Consider the following 18,772-nt stretch of genomic DNA (forward strand, 5'->3'; position numbering starts at 1 on the left):
AGCGCGAGAAGCATGGCGCACCGATCTACCTGCGTCCGAACAGCCGGCCCAGCAGGCCGCGCGGCGCGGCGGCTGCTTTTTCCGCCGCCAGCGCGTTGTTCATGGACAGTTCCTGGTAGTGCGGTTTGCCATTCTGCTGGTAGGCGGCCGAGGCCTGGCGGAACGCGGAGGCGGACTCCGCGTGGCGGTTCATCGCGCCATAGATCTCGCCGCGCGAGAACAGCGACCAGCTTCGGTACTCCGGATCCATGGCGATCAGGCGGTCGCAGGCGCTCAGCGCCTCGTCGTGGCGCTTGGCGGCGGTCAGCGCATTGATGCGTTCGGCGAGCAGCGCACTGTCGTCCGGCCAGCGCGCCATTGCGCGGTCGGCGTCGGCCACGGCGTCGTCGCCGCGGCCCAGCGCAATCAGGGCCTCGATGCGGGCGCGGCGCCATTTCAGCCAGTCGGGATCCAGCGAGATGGCCACTTCGGACAGCGGCAGCGCTTCGTCGTGCCGGCCAAGGCGGTTCAGCATGTCGGCCGCGTTGCCCGGCAGAAAATCGTTGTCGGGGGCCAGCTCGTAGCCTTTCTGGTAGCACTCCAGCGCCTGTTCCCAGTTGCGCTGGTCGCGCTGGGCGTTGCCGGCCACGAACAGCAGCTGGGCATCGCCGCTGGCGAGCGGGTCCAGGCCCTGCAGGGCCTGTTCCGCCAGCTCGGGTTCGCGGCTGCGCACGTATTCGCGGGCCTGTTCCTTGCGGCCTTCCCAGCCGGTGTCCGACAGCGCGTCCAGATGCCGCCACAGCGGCGCCGCTTCGGACGCGCGGCCCAGCCGGTGCAGGGAACGCGCCTTGCCTTCCAGCGGCCAGTCCCAGTTCGGCTCGCGGCGCAGCAGGCTGGTCCATTCCTCCACCGCGTCTTCATGGCGTTCCAGCGCCTGCAGGCACGAGGCCCGGTTGTGCTGGATGGCGTTTTCTTCGCCCAGGATGGCGCGGGCGCGGTCGAACATCGCGATGGCGTTGTTCAGGTCGCCCAGGCGGCGGTAGTTGTTGCCGGCGTCATACAGGAAGCCGCCGTTGTTGGGCGCCAGCGCCACGGCGCGCTGATGGTAGGGCAGGGCGTCCTGGTAGCGGCCCGCGTTGTGCAGGTTCGAGCCGATATAGCAATGCGGCGCCGCGGCGGAGGGGCGAAGCTGCGACGCCCGGGTCCAGCATTCGATGGCGTCTTCGAGGCGGCGGTCGTTGATCAGCAGATAGGCTTCGGACATCAGCAGCCCGAAATGCGAGGGCGCGCGCTTGCGGGCATCGCGCAGGATGCGCCAGGCTTCCTGCTGTTCGTCCGCGTCGTAGAGCGCGGTGGCCTGCACCCGGATGGCGTCCGCGCATTGCGGATCCAGGGCCAGCGAACGCGCCAGGTCGGCTTCGCGCGCGGCATGCATCCGGCGCTTGTCGTGATAGCGGGCGCGCAGCGCCCACATCACGGCCGAAGCGGGCTGTTCGCGCAGGCCCTGCTCGCACAGGGCGAGCATCTGCGCGTGGTCGTTGCCGTCGTCGGCGCGGTGGATGGATTCGATCAGGCTGGACATGCGGCGGTTCCGTATTCAGAAAGTCGGGCTAGCGCGCCAGCGCGCCGGCTTCGTGGCGGCAGCTGTAGGGGCGGTCTTCGCGGGGGATGTCGTCGCTGCCGCAGCGCCAGCGGCGCATGCCGCCGCCTTTCTTTTCCGAGCGCAGCTCGGGCAGATAGACCAGGTGCCTGCCGCCCAGCGACGGCGCGTCCGCGGTGCCCGGGTCGCCCGCGATGGTAAAGCGCAGCACGCCGTTGACGGGGTTCATCTCCAGCTTGGTAAAGCCGCTGGCCTTGAGCGATTCCTGCGTGACGCCGATGGCCGCCATGTCGGGGGCGAACGCGCCGGTGCGCTGGTAGTGGCTTTCGGCCAGCATGCGAACGGGGTCCGACACCAGGTCCAGGTGGATGACCTCGGCGCGCAAGGGGTTGTCGCCGTTGTCCTTGTCCAGGGCGACCACGCCGATGACCATTCCGCCAAAGACCAGGGCCAGCACGCCGAAAACGATGAACAGGAATCTGCCCGCGCCCGTGACGGCGCGGGTCTGCGCCACTGCGCGCAGCACGGCCCTCGGATCGGCCTGGCCGGACACGACGTGCGTGCCGGCCAGGGAATTGTGCATGGCGCGCTCGCCAAAAATGGTCTGCTGTATGTGATGGAAGAGGCCCGGCAGCGCCAGGTTCAGCGTGTACTTCAGGGTGTGCCGCCAGATCGAGCGCAGCAGCCCCGGCGCGCCGCCCTTGCGCGTCACGACCCGCAGCTTCAGGAGCCGCTTGCCGGGCGAGCCGTTGCCCCAGGCGTCCATGAAGGCGGGCAGCAGCCAGCCGACCAGGGCGGCGGCGACCACCAGCAGCACGGGCCGGGATTCTCCGGCCAGGCCCTGATAGGTCAATGCGGCGGCCATGCCCAAGCCCGCCATCGCCGCCGCCATGAAGAGCGCGTCGATCGCCGTGGCGCCCAGTCGGGGCCAGATACTGGGAAAGACCGGGGCATTGCTGGCCTTGGCGGCGGGCTGGGCGCGCGCTGCGGGTTTTGCCGGCAGGGGGGCGTTGCAGCTGAAGCATTGCGTGTTGGCGGCCGGATTCTGCCAGTTACAGCGGGGGCATTGCATGAGGCGGTTGGAATCAGGGGGCGTATGCCGGGCGGGCGGCGGGAGTGCGGATGATACCCATGTCGCCCCGATCGGGCGAATGGCGGGCCGCATGAAATGCTGCGCGACAGCAAATCCGGTGCTCCCGGGAAAACCCCGATCCCTGAGCCGGCGGGCAAAGCACGACACTTTGCGCCATGAAGCCGACTCCGCCCACCCCGCCGTCCCGCGACATCGATCCAGTTTCCCTGCGCCTCTTCCTCGCCGCGCTCGAGGAGGGCAGCCTGGCGCGCGCCGCCGCCCGCGAGAACATCGTGCCGTCCGCCGTCAGCAAGCGCATGTCCGAAATGGAAGAGGCTTTTGGCGTGCTGCTGCTGGCGCGAGGCGTCAAGGGCGTACAGCCGACTCCGGCGGGCAGCGCCCTGGCCGCGCATGTGCGCCGGGTGCTGCAGGACATGGACCGCATGCATCGCGACATGGCCGGATTTGCGACCGGCGTGCGCGGGCGCATCCGGTTGGCGGTGAGCGTGGCGGCCCTGTCCGGCGAGCTGCCGGCGCAGATCCAGTCATTCCGGCGGTCGTATCCGCAAATCGATATCTCGCTGGAAGAGGACACGACCCAGGCGGCGTTCCGCGCGGTGCTGGAGGGCCAGGCTGACGTGGCGGCAGGATCGGATTTCGGCCACGACGGCCTGCAGGTGTTTCCCTGCGGCCATTGCGAGCTGGCGGCCGTGGTGCCGGGCCAGCACCTGCTGGCCGACCGCGAGACCCTGGACTATGCGCAATTGCTGCCGTTCGAGCAGATCGAACTGAACCGCGACAACGGCATCAGCAGTGTGTTTGAACAGGCGGCGCGCGATGCCGGCATGACGCGCCGCATCAGCGCGCGGGTCAGCTCGCACGAGACGATCTGCATGCTGGTGGCGCGCGGCATGGGCGTGGCCGTGGTGCCGCATTACCTGAAGCCGCGCCACGCGCACCTGGATATCCGCTTCATTCCGCTGGCCGGCCCCTGGTCCAGCACGCCTATCTGTATTGCGGTGCGGGACCCGGAGGCGCTGTCGCCCGCGGCCCGCGCCCTGCTGGCGCACCTGGGCGTGCTGCCCGCGGCCCAGCCCTGAGGCGCGGCGCCGGCTCAGGGCTAACCCGGACGTTCCGAAACGAGAATGCCCCCGTGCTGAAAGACCGCTACCCGCAGCGCCGCCATGCCCGCGATCATGAATGCATTCCGGCGGCGGCAGGCCTGATTGCATTCTTGCCCGCGCCGTCCGCTCAACAGGCAGGCTAGAGGAAACGCTGATGACCGCAGCACCGGCTTCACCCTTCATGGACAGTTCTGAATTGCCCCTGCGCGGCATCAAGGTCCTGGAACTGTCCCACATGATCATGGGGCCGGCCGCCGGCCTGTCGCTGGCCGACCTGGGCGCGGACGTGATCAAGGTGGAACCCCTGGACGGCGACCGCACTCGCCGGCTGAAGGGCTCCGGCAGCGGCTATTTTCCCGTCTTCAACCGCAACAAGCAGAGCCTGGCGATCGACCTGAAGTCCGCCGAGGGGCAGGAGGTCGTGCGCAAGCTGGCCCTGCAGACCGACATGGTGGTGGAGAACTTCCGCGACGGCAGCCTGGCGCAGTACGGGCTGGACTACGAGTCGCTGGCCGCCGGGAACCCGCGGCTGATCTACGTGTCGCTCAAGGGTTTCCTGTCGGGCCCCTACAAGCACCGCACCGCGCTGGACGAAGTGGTGCAGATGATGGGCGGGCTGGCCTATATCAATGGCGGCGCCGATACGCCGCAACGGGTGGCGGCATCCGTCAATGACATCCTGGGCGGCACCTTCGGCGTGGTGGGCGCGCTGGCCGCGCTGCACGACCGCCATGCCACGGGGCGCGGACGCCATGTGCGGTCGGGCCTGTTTGAAAACAATCTGCTGCTGGTGGCGCAGTTCATCGCGCAGTACCAGCTGACTGGCACGGCGCCCAAGCCCATGGGCGCGGAGCGCAAGCCGCCATGGGGTGTGTACGACGTCTTCGAGACCGCCGACGGCCGCGTGTTCGTCGCGGTGGTGGGCGATGCGCAATGGCGCAGCTTCGCCCAGAAGTTCCTGCCGCCCGAATGGGCCGCCGATCCGCGCCTGGCCACGGCCGTGGACCGCGAGGCCGCGCGCTCCTGGCTGGTGCCCGGCGTGGGCGAGATCCTGAAAGCCTGGAAGACCGATGCGCTGTGCGCGGCGCTGGAAGAAGCCAATCTGTCCTATGGGCCGATCCGCCAGCCGCACGACCTGCTGGACGACGCGCACCTGAATGCCGGCGGCGCGCTGCTCAAGACCCGGCTGCCGGACGGCAGCGAGATATCGGCCGCCGCGCTGCCCATCGAGTTCGATGGCCGCAAGGCGGGCAAGCGGTTTGATCCGCCCACCCAAGGCGGACAGACGCACGCCATTCTGCAGGGCCTGGGCCTGGATGCCGCTCGCATCGAAGCCCTGCGCGCTGCAGGAGTCATTGCTTGACCAGGCCATAGCGCCTGGGCCTTGTCGAAGCGGCGCCAGACCGCCAAGACGTCCATCAAAGAGGAGACAACCCGATGATCCGCAAACTAGTGGCGCTGGCCGCATTGGCCGTCGCGTGCACGGCGCACGCGCAGGACTATCCCAACAAGCCCATCCGCATCATCATCCCGTCCACGCCGGGCGGCGGCACCGACTACGTCGGCCGCCTGATGAGCACCAAGCTGCATGAACTGAACGGCTGGGCCGTCGTGCCGGAGAACAAGCCCGGCGCGGGCACCGCGCTGGGCCTGGCCGAGGCGGCGCGCTCGCCCGCGCAGGGCTATGACCTGGTGATCGGCCAATCCGACAACGTCACGCTGATCCCGCTGCTGATGAAGGTGGCGTACGACCCGGTCAAGGACCTGGCGCCGGTGGCGCTGGTGGGGACCACGCCGATGGTGCTGCTGGTGGCCGACGGTTCGCCCTACAAGACCCTGCCTGAAGTGATCGAGGCCGCCAAGAAGGAGCCCAACAAAATCTCCTACGGCACCTCCGGCACCGGCGGCGGCGTGCACATCGCCATGGAGATGCTGCAGCACGAGGCCGGCTTCAAGATGCAGCATGTGCCGTACAAGGGATCGGCGCCGGCCCTGGCGGACCTGATGGGCGGGCACCTGCAATTCGCCGGTTCGTCGATCTCGTCGGCGGCAACGCTCATCAAGTCGGGCAAGGTGCGCGCCCTGGCGGTGACGTCGCCCAAGCGGAACCCCGCGCTGCCCGATGTGCCCACCGTGGCGGAGCTGGGATACAAGGACTTCAGCGTGGTGACCTACTACGGCGTGCTGGCCCCGGCCAAGACGCCTCCCGCCATCGTCTCGCGCCTGAACACCGACTTCAACACGCTGCTGGCGCGCAAGGATGTGCAAGAGGCGCTGGCGGCCCAGGGCCTGGAAACCGACCCGATCTCCAGCGAGCAATTCGCCGCGCTGATCCAGTCGGACATCGGCAAGGCGCGCCAGACCATCAAGAGCGCGGGCATCGTGGTCCAGCAATAGGCCCCGGCACGCAGGAGAGGACAGCATATGAACCAGGAAGTCAGGCTTTGCGAAGTGGGCCCGCGCGACGGGCTGCAGATGGCCAAGGGCATGATGCCCGCCGCTGACAAGCTGCGCTGGATACGGCAGCTTGCCGAGGCGGGCTTGCGCGAGATCGAGGTGGGCAGCTTCGTGTCGCCAAGGCTGGTGCCGCAGATGGCGGACACGGGCGTCATCCTGCCCGAGGTCCTGAAGGTGGACGGACTGACCGTCTGCGCGCTGGCCTGCAACCTGAAGGGCGCCATCGCGGCTTATGAGGCGGGGGCGCACGTACTGTCGTTTCCGATCTCGGTCAGCGACACCCACAGCCACGCCAATGTCGGCAAGGGCACCGATGCGCAGGTGGAGATGATGGCGTCCATCGTCGACTGGGTGCGGGCGCAGCCGCGGCCCATGCGGATAGACGCGGCGGTGGCCACGGCGTTCGGCTGCTCCATGGAGGGCGCGGTGCCGGTGCGGCGCGTGGCCCTGGTGGCCGCGGCGGTGGCGCGCGCGGGCGTCGATGAGATCGCGCTGGCCGACACGGTGGGCTATGCCCATCCGGCACTGGTGCGCGAGGCGGTGCGCGCCACGCAGGATGCGGTGGGCGAGCAGCTGACCAAGCTGCATCTGCATGACACGATGGGGCTGGGGCTGGCCAACGCCCTGGCGGGCCTGGACGAGGGCATCCGCAGCTTTGATTCCTGCCTGGGCGGCCTGGGCGGCTGCCCGTTCGCGCCGGGCGCGTCGGGCAACATCGTCACCGAAGACCTGGTGTTCATGCTGGAGAGCATGGGCTACCGCACGGGCGTCGACCTGCCCCGGCTGCTCGAGGCGCGGGCGCTGCTGGCCGCCTCGCTGCCGCAGGAAAGCCTGCGCAGCGGCGTCGCAGCCGCGGGAATTCCCAGGACTTTTCATGAGGGCGCCGCGGCCGCCGGGTGATAGGCCGCGCCGCCGTCCGTCCGGAACCTGCCGTCAGCGGTACACCAGCACCGGCACCGTGGAATGCGCCAGCACTTTTTGCGTCTGGCTGCCCAGCAGCAGGGCGGCCATGCCGCTGCGCCCGTGCGAGGACATGGCGATCAGGTCGCAGCCCTGCGTCATGGCGATGTCGATGATCATCTGGTAGGGCGTGTCGCTTTCCCGCATCTCGGTGGTGCAGGGCACGCCCAGCGCCTTGGCGCGCAGTTCCGCTTCCGCCAGATAGGATCTGGCCAGTTCCCTGGCCTGGTGTTCATAGGTCTTGCGCACTCCCTCCAGCTGCACGGTTTCCATGGATGGCATGTGGAAGGTGCCATAGGCTGTCGCTACGGTGACGCTTGCGCCCAGGGCGCGGGCCAGGCCCAGCCCCTGTTCCAGGCCGGCGTTGGCCAGGCTGGATCCGTCGATGGGGATAAGAATGTGCTTGTACATGACTACCGCCGGGGGAACCTGCATCCATCGTACTTGACGCCCCATTCGGACGCATTCGCTTCCCACGCACGAGGTGCATGCCGCTCGTCTGAAACGTGATTGTGGGGAATAGTTTAGAATTGATGCGGAATATTACCGTTCTTATCACTTGTTTTAGGTGCGCAAAGCGCACTCCGGATCACCCCAAAGGCGGGTGTCGTCCGTCCGGACCTTCAAAATACAAAACTCATGCACACCCAAAAAATCGGGTACCTGGAATTCCGATACGGGAATAACGCCAAGCGGCGCACCGTCAATGTCGGCGACAACATTCAATCCATCGCCGTGCGCAGATTGCTCAACCGCTTGAATATAGAGCGCGCCAACGTCGTAGGGATCGATCGGGACTCGCTGCGCGAATACGAGGGAGAACCCGTAAAACTCATCATGAACGGGTGCTTTCATGACGAGTGTTTCCCGCTGCCCCCGCAGATCCAGCCCATATTCTTCGGATTCAATGCGGAAACCGAATCCGTCATTACCAAGAACAAAGCGCTATTTCAGAAACATCAGCCCATCGGCTGTCGGGACAACGCCACGAAACGCATGTTCGATAAGCACCGCATTGCGGCGTTTGTGACGGGCTGCGCGACGCTGACGCTGGAACGGCGAGAGAAGCCCGTGGTCGACGGCAAGCCGGTCATCGCATTTGGCGCGGGATCAGGGGTGCTTCAGCAGAACCTGCTTGAAAATATACCCAAGCCTATTCTCGAAGATGCGCGACTTGTCTATCAGCGCGAGCCGGTGTCCGCGGTTCCGCTGAACGATGGCGCGGTCAAGAAGATGGACGCATTGGCGCAAACCTATCTTGACCTCTACAAGAACGAAGCCTCCATCGTCGTGACGCCGCTGCTGCATGTGGCGAGTCCTTGCGTTGCGATGGGCATTCCCGTCGTGCTTGCGAGACGCGACAGGGATGATCGCTTCACAGCGATCGACCGGCTGCTTCCGGTATATACGCCGGCGGAGTTTTCGTCGATTGACTGGACGGCGCATGCGCACGAAGTCGAGGCGCTTAAAGGCGCCATGGCCAATGTGGCTGAAAAGCTGCTTCAGGGCGCCAAGCCCGTGGCCGGAGATTTGGCCGTGCTTTCAAGAACCTTCGAGGCTGCCCCTGTCTTGCAGGCGCCTCGTTCCTCGAAGCTGGGCCGACGTTTCAGGAAAATCTTCGGCAGGCGCTGAGCGAGGGGGCGGGCGGGCGCGTCGGCACGCGTTTGGCGGGCATAAAGGCCTGTTGGCGGAAGCGGTGAGATTCGAACTCACGAACGGTTGCCCGTTGCCGGTTTTCAAGACCGGTGCAATCGACCACTCTGCCACGCTTCCGGGGTATTGCCTTGGTATTGCTGGGTACTGCTTGGCTGTCGCCGGGCAATCCGGCCGTCAGGCAAACATTCTGCCCGAACGACAGCGCGAGATGCCGTAAAGGGCGCAATAATAATCCATTTGCCGCAAAGGAGGCACGCGATGCACGCCGTAGAAATCTCTCGCCCCGGTGGCCCCGAGGTCCTGGTCCCCGTTGAGCGCCCCACGCCCGAAGCCGGCGCCGGTGAAGTTCTGATCAAAGTGAGCGCCGCGGGTATCAACCGCCCCGATGTGTTCCAACGCAAGGGCAACTACGCCCCGCCGCGCGGCGCGTCCGACCTGCCGGGCCTGGAAGTGGCCGGCGAGATCGTCGGCGGCGACGTGGCCGGCAGCGGCTTTGCCGTGGGCGACAAGGTCTGCGCGCTGGTGGCGGGCGGGGGCTATGCCGAATACTGCGTCGCGCCCGTGGCGCAGTGCCTGCCCATTCCCAAGGGCCTGTCCGACATCGAAGCGGCCGGCCTGCCGGAAACCTACTTCACCGTCTGGAGCAACGTGTTCGACCGCGGCCGCCTGTCCGAAGGCGAGGCCCTGCTGGTGCACGGCGGCGCCAGCGGCATCGGCACCACGGCGATCCAATTGGCCCGCGCCATGGGCCACAAGGTCTACGCAACGGTTGGCAGCGATGACCGCGCCCGCGCCGTCGAAGCGCTTGGCGCCGACAAGGGCATCAATTACAAGACCCAGGATTTCGTGAAGGAAGTCCTGGACGCCACCGGCGGGCGCGGCGTGGACGTGATCCTGGACATGGTGGCCGGCGACTACATCTCCCGCGACATGCAGTGCCTGGCCGACGACGGCCGCATCGTCATCATCGCCCAGTTGGGCGGTTCGCACGCCAATGTGGATACGTCCCAGGTCATGCGCCGCCGCCTGACCATCACGGGCTCTACCTTGCGTCCCCGTCCGGTCGCCTTCAAGGGCGCTATCGCGCGCGCCCTGCGCGAACAGGCCTGGCCCCTGCTTGAAAAAGGGGCCATCAAGCCGATCGTGCACGCCACCTTCCCGCTGGCCGAGGCCTCCAAGGCGCACGCCATGATGGAAGGCGGTGAAAACATCGGCAAAATCATCCTGACAATGTAAGAAACGCGCGGCGTTCGGCGTATCGCCGCGCAACAGGATACAATCTCGGGTTTCGCCTGGAATTTTTTCCAGGCAGGCCCGTGGGCGGTTGCCGCGCGGTTGCTGCATTAGGCCCCTTTATGGGGCCCGCTACCCTGGCTCACCCACTTCAGACAAATTCGCCATGACTTCAGTCGAAAACCGCGCCCGCCTCGTGCTGGGCAACTGGAAGATGCACGGCAACCTGGCCGAAAACGCCGCGTTGCTGACCGAGCTGCGTGCCGCGGATGCTGCGGGCCACTGCGAAATCGGCATCTGTGTTCCGTTTCCTTACCTGGCGCAAGCCGCGTCGGCCCTGACCGGCAGCAGCGTGTCCTGGGGCGCGCAAGACGTCAGCGCGCACGACAAGGGCGCGTACACCGGCGAAGTGTCCGGCTCCATGCTGAAGGAATTCGGCTGCCGCTGGGCGCTGGCCGGCCACTCCGAGCGCCGCGTGCTGCACGGCGAAACCGACGAAGCCGTCGCCGCCAAGGCGCAGGCCGCGCTTGCCGCCGGCCTGACCCCCGTGGTCTGCGTGGGCGAGTCCCTGGCGGATCGCGAGGCCGGCAACACGCTGGCCGTCATCGAACGCCAATTGAAGCCCGTGCTGGCCCTGGGCGCCGAGGCCGTGTCGCGCATGGTCCTGGCCTATGAGCCCGTCTGGGCCATCGGCACCGGCCGCACCGCCAGCCCCGAGCAGGCGCAGGAAGTCCACGGCGCCATCCGCGCCGCCCTGCGCGCGCTGGGCGCCGCGCAGGTGCAAGTGTTGTACGGCGGCAGCGTGAAAGCCGCCAACGCCTCCAGTTTGTTCGCCATGACTGATATCGACGGAGCCCTGGTCGGCGGCGCGTCGCTCGTGGCCGAAGAATTTTTGCGAATTGCCGCCATCTAAGTTTCCGTTCCGGAGTCTGTAATGCCCTTGATGCTCAAAATTTTGCTGGCCGTCCAAGTGATCTCGGCGCTGGCTATCATCGTCCTGGTCCTGCTTCAGCAGGGCAAAGGCGCCGACATGGGCTCCGCTTTCGGTAGCGGCTCGTCCGGCAGCCTGTTCGGCGCCACCGGTGCGGCCAACTTCCTGTCGCGCGCCACCAAGTGGGCCGCCGTCGTGTTCTTCGCGTCCACCGCCGGCCTGGCTTATGTCAGCCACAAGGGCACCAGCGGCCCCGCCGTCGATTCGGGCGTGATGCAAAGCTTCCCGGCCGACCGCTCGGTGCCGCAAGTGCCGGGCTCGGCGCCCGCCGCTCCTGGCGCATCGTCGGTGCCTGGCGCCTCGTCGGTTCCCGGCGCGGCTCCCGCTCCCGCCGCCAAGCCCGACGCGTCGGTGCCGTCGGTTCCCGCAGCGCCGGCCGCCGGCGAACAGAAGCCGGCTGAAACGCCCGCCGCGCCGGCAAAGTAAGCGGCAGCAGGAAAAGAGGCCGGCGCATGCCGGCCTTTTTTTTTGCCGCCTGGCCGCCCCAAGGCAAAAGCGCTCCTCCCCGGGGGCGGCAAACAAGCGTAGCGTGTACGGCATGGGGGCATTTTTTGAGGGAGCTCCATGGAAAAGCGTTTGATGCCGTCGATGATGGCGCTCCAGTGTTTCGAGGCGGTGGCGCGCCACATGAGCTTTACGCGCGCCGCCGAGGAGCTGCACATGACCCAGAGCGCGATCAGCAAGCAGATCGCGCAACTGGAGGCGCTCTTGCGCAATCCGCTGTTCCTGCGGGTGCGCCGCCGCCTGCAGCTGACTCCCGCGGGGGCGCTCTACCAGTCCGAGGTCAGGGCGATCCTGAACCAGGTGGACATGTCCTCGCGCTATATCCTGACCTATGGCAGCGAGACTCAGGTGCTGACCATTGGCACCCAGCCCACATTCGGCGCGCGCTGGCTGATTCCCCGCCTGCAGCGCTTCATGGCGGCGCATCCGGACATCCAGGTGAAGGTGCGCAGCGAGACCCGGCCGTTCGACCTGATGCAGGCCAAGATCGACATCTCGTTCTTCTTCGGCCACGGCACCTTGCCCGGCGCCCAATGCCGCGAACTGTTCGAGGCCGAGGTCGTGCCTGTATGCGCGCCCGGCTTCCTGCGCGGCGACAGGGTGGGCAGCCTGAAGGAACTGGGCGAACAGGCGCTGATCCAGTGCGCCTCGCGCCCGGAGGCGTGGCATGACTATTTTTCGCGCCAGCAATTCCAGTCCGACCGCAGTTACCACGGCCCGCGCTTTGACACGTTCTACATGTGCGTGCGCGCGGCGGAAGGGGGCTGCGGCATTGCGCTGACGCCCCGCCTGCTGGCCGAGGAAGAATTGCAGGCCGGCAAGCTGGTGATTCCCTGGGACTATGTGCAGCCCAGCGACGGCGCGTACTTCGTCGCGTATTCGGAACACTCGGCCGAGGTGCCGAAGATCAAGCAATTCGTCGCCTGGGTGGAACACGAGGCCGGACAGCAAGGGGGGCGCCGCGCCGCGCAGGCGCGGTCCATGAAAAAACGGACTGATTAGGCCGAATTTTTTCATTTGATTGCCCCCGCCGGGCATGATTTCATGCGGCCATCCCTGTTTACCGATGCGCCGAGTCCGCCATGAGTCAGAGTTTCGTCAATCCCGATCAAATCCGCGCCTGGTTTTCCCGCGCCATGTCCGACATGTACAAGCTGGAAGTCCCGCTGTACGACACGCTGCTGGACCTGGTTGCCCAGGTGAACGCCAAGACGATGGCCGAGCAGCCCGAACTGGCCGCGCAACTCGCGCGCACGGGCGAGATCGAGCGGCTGGATATCGAACGCCACGGCGCGATCCGCGTCGGCACCCCGGAAGAGCTGGCCAACATGCGGCGCGTCTTCGCCGTGATGGGCATGCAGCCGGTGGGCTACTACGATCTGTCGCCCGCCGGCGTTCCCGTCCATTCGACGGCGTTCCGGGCCACGCACGAAAGCGCGCTGCAGGCCAGCCCGTTCCGTGTCTTTACCTCGCTGTTGCGGCTGGAGCTGATCGATGACGCGGCATTGCGCGACAAGGCCGCCCGCATCCTGGCGGCGCGCCGGATCTTCACCGACCGCGTGCTGGAACTGGCCGCGAGTTTTGAAGCGCAGGGCGGCCTGGACGAGGTCGATGCGCAGGAATTCGTCGCCGAGGCCCTGCACACCTTCCGCTGGCACAGCGAGGCCACCGTCAGCCTGGACGACTACCGCGAACTGCACGGCCTGCATCGCCTGATCGCCGACGTGGTGGCCTTCAAGGGCCCGCATATCAACCATTTGACGCCGCGCACGCTGGACATCGACGAGGCCCAGGCCGAGATGCCCAGGCGCGGCGTATCGGCCAAGGCCGTGATCGAAGGCCCGCCGCCGCGCAAGTGCCCGATCCTGCTGCGCCAGACCAGTTTCAAGGCGCTGGAGGAGCCCGTGCGCTTCGCCGGCCCCGACGGCACGACTTCAGTGGGCAGCCACACGGCCCGTTTCGGCGAGATCGAGCAGCGCGGCGTGGCGCTGACCCGCAAGGGCCGCGCGCTGTACGACCAGTTGCTGGACCTGGCGCGCAGCCGCATCAGCGGCGCGCCCAACGAAGGCAATGCGGCCGCCTACATGCAGAACCTGCAAGAGTGCTTTGCGGCGTTCCCGGACGACTACGCGCAACTGCATGACCAGGGCCTGGCGTATTTCCGCTATTTCCTGACCGGCAAGGAGGGCGCTGCGGACGCTTCGGACCCGCGGACGCTCATCGAGCAGGGCTACATCCAGTTCGAGCCGCTGGTGTACGAGGACTTCCTTCCCGTCAGCGCCGCCGGCATCTTCCAATCGAACCTGGGAGACAAGGCGCAGGCCGAGTATGCGCAGAACGCCAGCCAGGCCGCCTTCGAGCAGGCCTTGGGCGCGCCGGTGAAGGACGAGCTGGCGCTGTACGAAGACACCCAGGCGCGTTCGCTGGCCGCCTGCATGCAGGCGCTGCGCGCGCAGGCCGGTGCGCCGGTGGCCGCATGAGCCGGCTGGACCGCTGCCTGTCGGTGCGGGACTTTGAACGCGAGGCGCGGCGCATCATGCCGCGCTGCGTCGAAGGCTACATCTGCGGCGGCACGGAAGACGGCGCATCGCTCGACGAAAGCGTCCGCGCATTGCGCGACGTCGGCTTTCGCCCGCGCGGCTTGCGCGTGGTGGATCAGCGCAGCAGCGCGGTCAGCCTGTTCGGCCAGGACTACGCCATGCCGGTGGGCTTCGCCCCGACCGGATTTTCGGCCATCGTCATGCACGAGTGCGACCTGGCGCTGGCGCGCGCCGCGCAGGAATCGCAGATCCCCTTCATCATCAGCGGCGCTTCCAGCGTGCCGCTGGAGCGCCTGCAAGAGGCCACCGGCAATCGATGCTGGTATCAGGCCTACCTGCCGGGCAACATCGAGCGCATCGCCAAGTTGATGGCCCGCCTGCGCAAGGCCGAGATTCCGGTGCTGGTCGTGACCATCGACACCTGCGTGGGCGCCAACCGCGAGAATCTGCAGCGGCTGGCATTCACCGTGCCGTTCAAGATGAGCGCGAGCGTGGTGCTGGACGGCATGCTGCATCCGCGCTGGAGCCTGAACGTCTTCATGCGCACGCTGCTGGGCAGCGGAGTGCCCCGGTTCTCGAACCTGTACGAGGAGATCGGCCCGCCGATCACCCAGGATCCGCCCAACGGCTTTCGCGGCGAACGCGACAAGCTGTCATGGGAACACATCCGCTGGATCCGCGAGAGCTGGCCGGGCAAGCTGGTGCTCAAGGGCGTGATGCATCCCGACGACGCGCGGCAGGCGTGCGAGGCCGGCGCCGACGGCGTGATCGTGTCGAACCACGGCGGCCGTCAGCTCGACGGCTGCATCTCGCCCCTGCAGGCCCTGCCCGAGATCGTGGCGGCCGTGCCGGCCGGCTTTCCCGTGATGGTCGACGGGGGCTTTAGGCGCGGTTCCGACGTGCTCAAAGCCGTCGCGCTGGGCGCGCGCCTGGTCTTCACCGGCAGGCCCCAGCTCTTTGGCGCCGCGGTGGCCGGCAGCGCCGGCATCCGCAAAGTCGCCGGCATCTTCGCCAGCGAGATCTCGACCAACATGGCGCTGCTCGGCTGCCGCACGCTGGCCGACGTTACGCCGGACCTGATCGCGCCGGTGCGCGCGGCAGGCTCCCGGGACCTACACGCCGCGGCGTGAGCCCGGCCGGGCCGCAAGGCCCGGACAACAACAAAAAAATGGCGCGCACGTCCCGTCGCGCCAATCCGTTCTCAAAAGGAGGAAACATGAGAAAAATCTATTCCAAACTGGCTGGCGTGGCGGCGGTGCTCGCCTGCATCGCATCCGGGCCCGTCCAGGCCCAGGCGGGCGCTTATCCCGCCAAGCCGGTGCGGCTGGTCGTGGGCTACGCCCCGGGCGGCACGACCGACATCAGCGCGCGCATGATCGCGGACGTGCTGGGCAAGGAATTCGGCCAGACCTTCGTGGTGGAGAACAAGCCCGGCGCCAACAGCAACATCGGCGCGGAAGCCGTGGCCCGCGCGCCGGCCGACGGATACACGCTGTTCGTGGGATCGATTTCCACCGCGATCAACCAGTCGCTGTATTCCAAGATGTCGTATGACGCGCTCAAGGACCTGGACGCCGTCGCGCTGTTGAACGTGGTGCCCAACATCCTGGCCGTCAATGCCAGCGTGCCGGTCAAGACGGTGCAGGAGTACATCGCCTATGCCAAGCAGAACCCCGGCAAGCTGACCTGCGCATCGCCGGGCAACGGATCGTCCGCCCACCTGGGCTGCGAACTGTTCAAGATGAAGACGGGCATCGACATCCTGCACGTGCCCTACCGCGGCAGCGGCCCGGCCGTGGCCGACCTGCTGGGCGGACAGGTGGATTCCATTTTCGACAACCTGCCGCCGCTGCTGCCTCACGTCCGCGCCGGCAAGCTGACCGGCCTTGCCGTCACCACCGGCAACCGCGTGCCGTTCGCTCCTGAAATCCCGACCATCGCCGAATCCGGCGTGCCGGGCTTCGACGTCGCCGCCTGGTTCGGCGTGTTCGCCCCGGCCGGCACCCCGCCGGAAATCGTGCAGAAGGTGAACGCGGCCATCAATAAGGCGCTGACCAATGACGCCGCCCTGGCCGCCAGCTACCAGAGCAACGGCTTCCTCATGCCCCCGCCGCCCAACACGCCGCAGGCCTTCAAGGCCTTCATGGAAAGCGAAACCCGCAAGTGGGGCGAAGTCGTCAAGGCGACGAACCTGCAGATCAACTGATCGGGGCGGCCTTGGGCGGCGCCGGGCCGGCAAGGCTTGGCCCGCCCCCGTCCCGGGACAAATCGGGACGGGTTCCCCGGTTTTCGATTTACGTGATAGAATGCTCGACTTTCCAGGAAGGCATGCCTTTCTGGTTTGGTATAGCCGACGTGGTGAAATTGGTAGACACGCTATCTTGAGGGGGTAGTGGCGAAAGCTGTGCGAGTTCGAGTCTCGCCGTCGGCACCAGGAATTCCTCGTAAAAAGCCCGCTGAAACTTCAGGTTTCAGCGGGCTTTTTGCTTTGGCGGTTGGGGAAGCGTTTCGGGCAGGGTATTTAGCGCCGCACCAGCGCAATCGCATAAACGCACGATTCGCTTCCCGGGTTGAAGAAGGTGCATGCCGTTGGGGGCCCGAGCTGCAGGCAGTCGCCGGCATTCAGGCGATGGCACAGATTCCCTTCCGTGAATTCCAGGGTGCCGCTGCGCACCCAGATCTGCTGGTACTGGAAGGTGAAAGCCGAGGAAGGATAGGACACCCTCACCTGGGGCGGCAGCGAGACCTCCAGCAACTCCAGCAGGCCTCCATTGCGCGGGGACACCACGCGCCGGGTATAGCCCGTTTCCGGGTCCTGCCAGAGCGGCTGGTCCGCCAGGCGGCTCAGCCGTTCGCCGGTTTGTTCGGCCAAGGCCAGCAGCATCGACAACTGCAATCCGAACGCGCCCGAGAGCCGCCCGAGGACGGTGGCGGTGGGACTGGCCTCGCCGCGCTCGATCTTGCTGATCATGGCTTTGGACACGCCCGAGCGCTCCGCCAGATCCCCCAGAGACCAATTGCGCGATTCGCGCTCGATGCGTACCCGTGCGGAGATCGCGCCAGAGGGATCGTTGGATGCCGCGGACACGCTTGGGGTCGGGCAAAAGTCTGAATTTGGCATGCGCCATTATAGGAGCGCCGGCCTGCGCGACACGGGAGCCGCCTTGCGGGCGTGGGCAATTTCCTCCGGGAAAACACCAATCTACCAGTGTTTGATCGTCCACTATAGTGGACGAAACGCGCAGCCAGCGCTTGCAACGTCAACCGGTAGAAAGGAATCGACATGCCACGTGAAATTCGTCTGAACGCCTTCGACATGAACTGCGTGGGCCACATCCAGCAGGGTCTGTGGACGCATCCCCGCGACCAGTCCAGCCGCTACAGCGAACTGCAATACTGGACCGACTATGCGAAGAAGCTGGAACGGGGGCTGTTCGACGGGATTTTCTTCGCCGACGTGGTCGGCGTGTACGACGTCTACGGCGGCAATGCCGACGCCGCGCTGCGCGGCGCGGTGCAGGTGCCCGTCAACGACCCGACGCTGGTGATTCCGGCCATGGCGGCGGTCACGCGCCACCTCGGCTTCGGCGTCACGGCCAACCTTACCTACGAATCCCCCTTCCTGTTCGCCCGGCGGATGTCCACGCTTGACCACCTGACCGGCGGGCGCATCGGCTGGAACATCGTGACGGGATACCTCGACAGCGCCGCGCGCGCGATCGGCATCGAAGGCCAGATGGCCCACGACGACCGCTACGACCTGGCGGACGAGTACATGTCCCTGGTCTACAAGCTGTGGGAGGGGAGCTGGGACGACGACGCGGTGCGCGGCGACCGCGCCGCCGGCGTGTATGCCGACCCCGCCAAGGTGCGCGTGATCCACCATCACGGCCCTCAGTACAAGGTCGACGCCATGCACCTCTGCGCGCCGTCGCCGCAGCGCACCCCGGTGCTCTACCAGGCGGGCTCGTCCACCCGTGGCAGGCGCTTTGCCGCCACGCACGCGGAATGCGTGTTTGTGAACGGCCAGAAGAAGGACGGTGTGAAGATCGTGGTCGACGATATCCGCGCCCAGGCGGTCGGGCTCGGGCGCCATGCAGAGGACGTGAAGGTGTTTCTCGGGGCCACCCCGATCATCGGCCGCACGGAAGCGCAGGCGCGGGAGAAATTCGAAGAGTACCGCCGCCATGCCAGTTCCGAAGGCGCGCTGGCGCACGCCGCAGCGTCGCTCGGCATCGATTTCGCGCGCTACGACATCGACGAGCCCATCGACACGGGCAAGAGCGAGGCCATCGTCTCGAACGTCGAGGCCATGACGCGCGCGGCAGGACCGCAATGGACGCGCCGCAAGCTGCTGGAGCAGATGGTCCTGGGCAGCCGCCAGACGCCTTGGGTGGGCTCGGCCGAGCAGGTGGCGGACCTGATGGTGGCCTGGAGCGAAGAGACTGGCGTCGACGGGTTCAATCTGTCGCGCACCGTGGCGCCCGAGTGCTTTGACGACGTGATCGAGCTGCTTGTGCCGATCCTGCAAGAGCGCGGGGTCTACAAGACGGGCTATCAGGACGGCAGCTATCGCGAGAAGCTGTTCGGCCGCGCGCGCCTGCCGGCCTCCCATGCCGCCGCGCAGTACCGCGCAGGCGGGGCGCAGCGCTGACA

The 18,772-nt window shown here is 66.9% G+C and carries 17 protein-coding genes and 2 tRNA genes; 14 read left to right on the forward strand and 5 right to left on the reverse strand.

What is annotated here, in order from left to right; translation table 11 throughout:
- Positions 1-25 precede the first annotated feature (25 nt).
- Both ACFWP0_RS27870 and ACFWP0_RS27875 read right to left on the reverse strand, forming a co-directional pair.
- On the reverse strand, positions 26-1,561 hold the full coding sequence (locus tag ACFWP0_RS27870) for a tetratricopeptide repeat protein (protein WP_377847776.1): 1,536 nt from the start codon (positions 1,559-1,561) through the stop codon (positions 26-28).
- 28 nt (positions 1,562-1,589) lie between these two features.
- A complete protein-coding gene (locus tag ACFWP0_RS27875) occupies positions 1,590-2,651 on the reverse strand; it encodes an RDD family protein (protein WP_377847778.1) in 1,062 nt (353 codons plus the stop codon).
- A 176-nt stretch (positions 2,652-2,827) separates the two neighbouring features.
- On the opposite strand from ACFWP0_RS27875, the gene ACFWP0_RS27880 reads away from it, so the two are divergent.
- The 4 genes from ACFWP0_RS27880 (at position 2,828) to ACFWP0_RS27895 (ending at position 7,132) form a co-directional block, all read left to right on the forward strand.
- Positions 2,828-3,751, forward strand: a complete 924-nt coding sequence (locus ACFWP0_RS27880; protein ID WP_377847780.1) for a LysR family transcriptional regulator — start codon at positions 2,828-2,830, stop codon at positions 3,749-3,751.
- 178 nt (positions 3,752-3,929) lie between these two features.
- Complete coding sequence (locus ACFWP0_RS27885) at positions 3,930-5,138, forward strand: CaiB/BaiF CoA transferase family protein (protein WP_377847782.1); 1,209 nt, start codon at positions 3,930-3,932, stop codon at positions 5,136-5,138.
- A gap of 74 nt (positions 5,139-5,212) precedes the next feature.
- The gene (locus tag ACFWP0_RS27890; protein ID WP_377847784.1) at positions 5,213-6,172 is read left to right on the forward strand and encodes a Bug family tripartite tricarboxylate transporter substrate binding protein; all 960 of its coding nucleotides are present in this window, start codon (positions 5,213-5,215) and stop codon (positions 6,170-6,172) included.
- A 27-nt stretch (positions 6,173-6,199) separates the two neighbouring features.
- Positions 6,200-7,132: a hydroxymethylglutaryl-CoA lyase gene (locus ACFWP0_RS27895; protein WP_377847786.1), complete on the forward strand. Its 933-nt coding sequence runs from the start codon at positions 6,200-6,202 to the stop codon at positions 7,130-7,132.
- 33 nt (positions 7,133-7,165) lie between these two features.
- Here ACFWP0_RS27895 and ACFWP0_RS27900 read toward each other — a convergent pair whose 3' ends face one another.
- Positions 7,166-7,603: a universal stress protein gene (locus ACFWP0_RS27900; protein ID WP_377847788.1), complete on the reverse strand. Its 438-nt coding sequence runs from the start codon at positions 7,601-7,603 to the stop codon at positions 7,166-7,168.
- 228 nt (positions 7,604-7,831) lie between these two features.
- On the opposite strand from ACFWP0_RS27900, the gene ACFWP0_RS27905 reads away from it, so the two are divergent.
- Positions 7,832-8,824 carry a polysaccharide pyruvyl transferase family protein gene (locus ACFWP0_RS27905; RefSeq protein ID WP_377847790.1) on the forward strand — a complete coding sequence of 331 codons (993 nt, stop codon included), beginning with the start codon at positions 7,832-7,834 and terminating at the stop codon, positions 8,822-8,824.
- 53 nt (positions 8,825-8,877) lie between these two features.
- Here ACFWP0_RS27905 and ACFWP0_RS27910 read toward each other — a convergent pair.
- Positions 8,878-8,965, reverse strand: a tRNA-Ser gene (locus ACFWP0_RS27910).
- 141 nt (positions 8,966-9,106) lie between these two features.
- On the opposite strand from ACFWP0_RS27910, the gene ACFWP0_RS27915 reads away from it, so the two are divergent.
- The 8 genes from ACFWP0_RS27915 to ACFWP0_RS27950 all read left to right on the forward strand — a co-directional run bounded on the left by ACFWP0_RS27915 (position 9,107) and on the right by ACFWP0_RS27950 (position 16,550).
- Positions 9,107-10,084: an NAD(P)H-quinone oxidoreductase gene (locus ACFWP0_RS27915; protein ID WP_377847792.1), complete on the forward strand. Its 978-nt coding sequence runs from the start codon at positions 9,107-9,109 to the stop codon at positions 10,082-10,084.
- Positions 10,085-10,247: 163 nt separating this feature from the next.
- Positions 10,248-10,994 (forward strand): triose-phosphate isomerase, encoded by a 747-nt coding sequence (gene tpiA, locus ACFWP0_RS27920; protein ID WP_377847794.1) that lies wholly within the window; start codon positions 10,248-10,250, stop codon positions 10,992-10,994.
- Between the two features lie 21 nt (positions 10,995-11,015).
- Positions 11,016-11,498, forward strand: a complete 483-nt coding sequence (gene secG / locus ACFWP0_RS27925) for a preprotein translocase subunit SecG (RefSeq protein WP_377847796.1) — start codon at positions 11,016-11,018, stop codon at positions 11,496-11,498.
- Between the two features lie 138 nt (positions 11,499-11,636).
- Positions 11,637-12,578, forward strand: coding sequence for a LysR substrate-binding domain-containing protein (locus tag ACFWP0_RS27930; RefSeq protein ID WP_377847798.1), 942 nt, complete (start codon positions 11,637-11,639; stop codon positions 12,576-12,578).
- Between the two features lie 80 nt (positions 12,579-12,658).
- The gene (locus ACFWP0_RS27935) at positions 12,659-14,056 is read left to right on the forward strand and encodes a VOC family protein (RefSeq protein WP_377847800.1); all 1,398 of its coding nucleotides are present in this window, start codon (positions 12,659-12,661) and stop codon (positions 14,054-14,056) included.
- Positions 14,053-15,246 (forward strand): alpha-hydroxy acid oxidase, encoded by a 1,194-nt coding sequence (locus tag ACFWP0_RS27940; protein ID WP_377847802.1) that lies wholly within the window; start codon positions 14,053-14,055, stop codon positions 15,244-15,246. Before ACFWP0_RS27935 ends, ACFWP0_RS27940 begins: the two co-directional genes overlap by 4 nt.
- 86 nt (positions 15,247-15,332) lie before the next feature.
- The gene (locus ACFWP0_RS27945) at positions 15,333-16,322 is read left to right on the forward strand and encodes a Bug family tripartite tricarboxylate transporter substrate binding protein (RefSeq protein ID WP_377847804.1); all 990 of its coding nucleotides are present in this window, start codon (positions 15,333-15,335) and stop codon (positions 16,320-16,322) included.
- Between the two features lie 143 nt (positions 16,323-16,465).
- Positions 16,466-16,550, forward strand: a tRNA-Leu gene (locus ACFWP0_RS27950).
- An 87-nt stretch (positions 16,551-16,637) separates the two neighbouring features.
- Here the strand turns inward: ACFWP0_RS27950 and ACFWP0_RS27955 are convergent.
- Positions 16,638-17,237 carry a helix-turn-helix domain-containing protein gene (locus ACFWP0_RS27955; RefSeq protein WP_377847806.1) on the reverse strand — a complete coding sequence of 200 codons (600 nt, stop codon included), beginning with the start codon at positions 17,235-17,237 and terminating at the stop codon, positions 16,638-16,640.
- Positions 17,238-17,399: 162 nt separating this feature from the next.
- Between ACFWP0_RS27955 and ACFWP0_RS27960 the strand changes: the two genes are divergently transcribed.
- Complete coding sequence (locus tag ACFWP0_RS27960; RefSeq protein WP_377847808.1) at positions 17,400-18,770, forward strand: LLM class flavin-dependent oxidoreductase; 1,371 nt, start codon at positions 17,400-17,402, stop codon at positions 18,768-18,770.
- The last annotated feature ends 2 nt before the right edge of the window (positions 18,771-18,772 follow it).

Origin of the sequence: Achromobacter sp. NPDC058515 (genome assembly GCF_042721735.1) — a bacterium.
GTDB lineage: Bacteria > Pseudomonadota > Gammaproteobacteria > Burkholderiales > Burkholderiaceae_B > Achromobacter.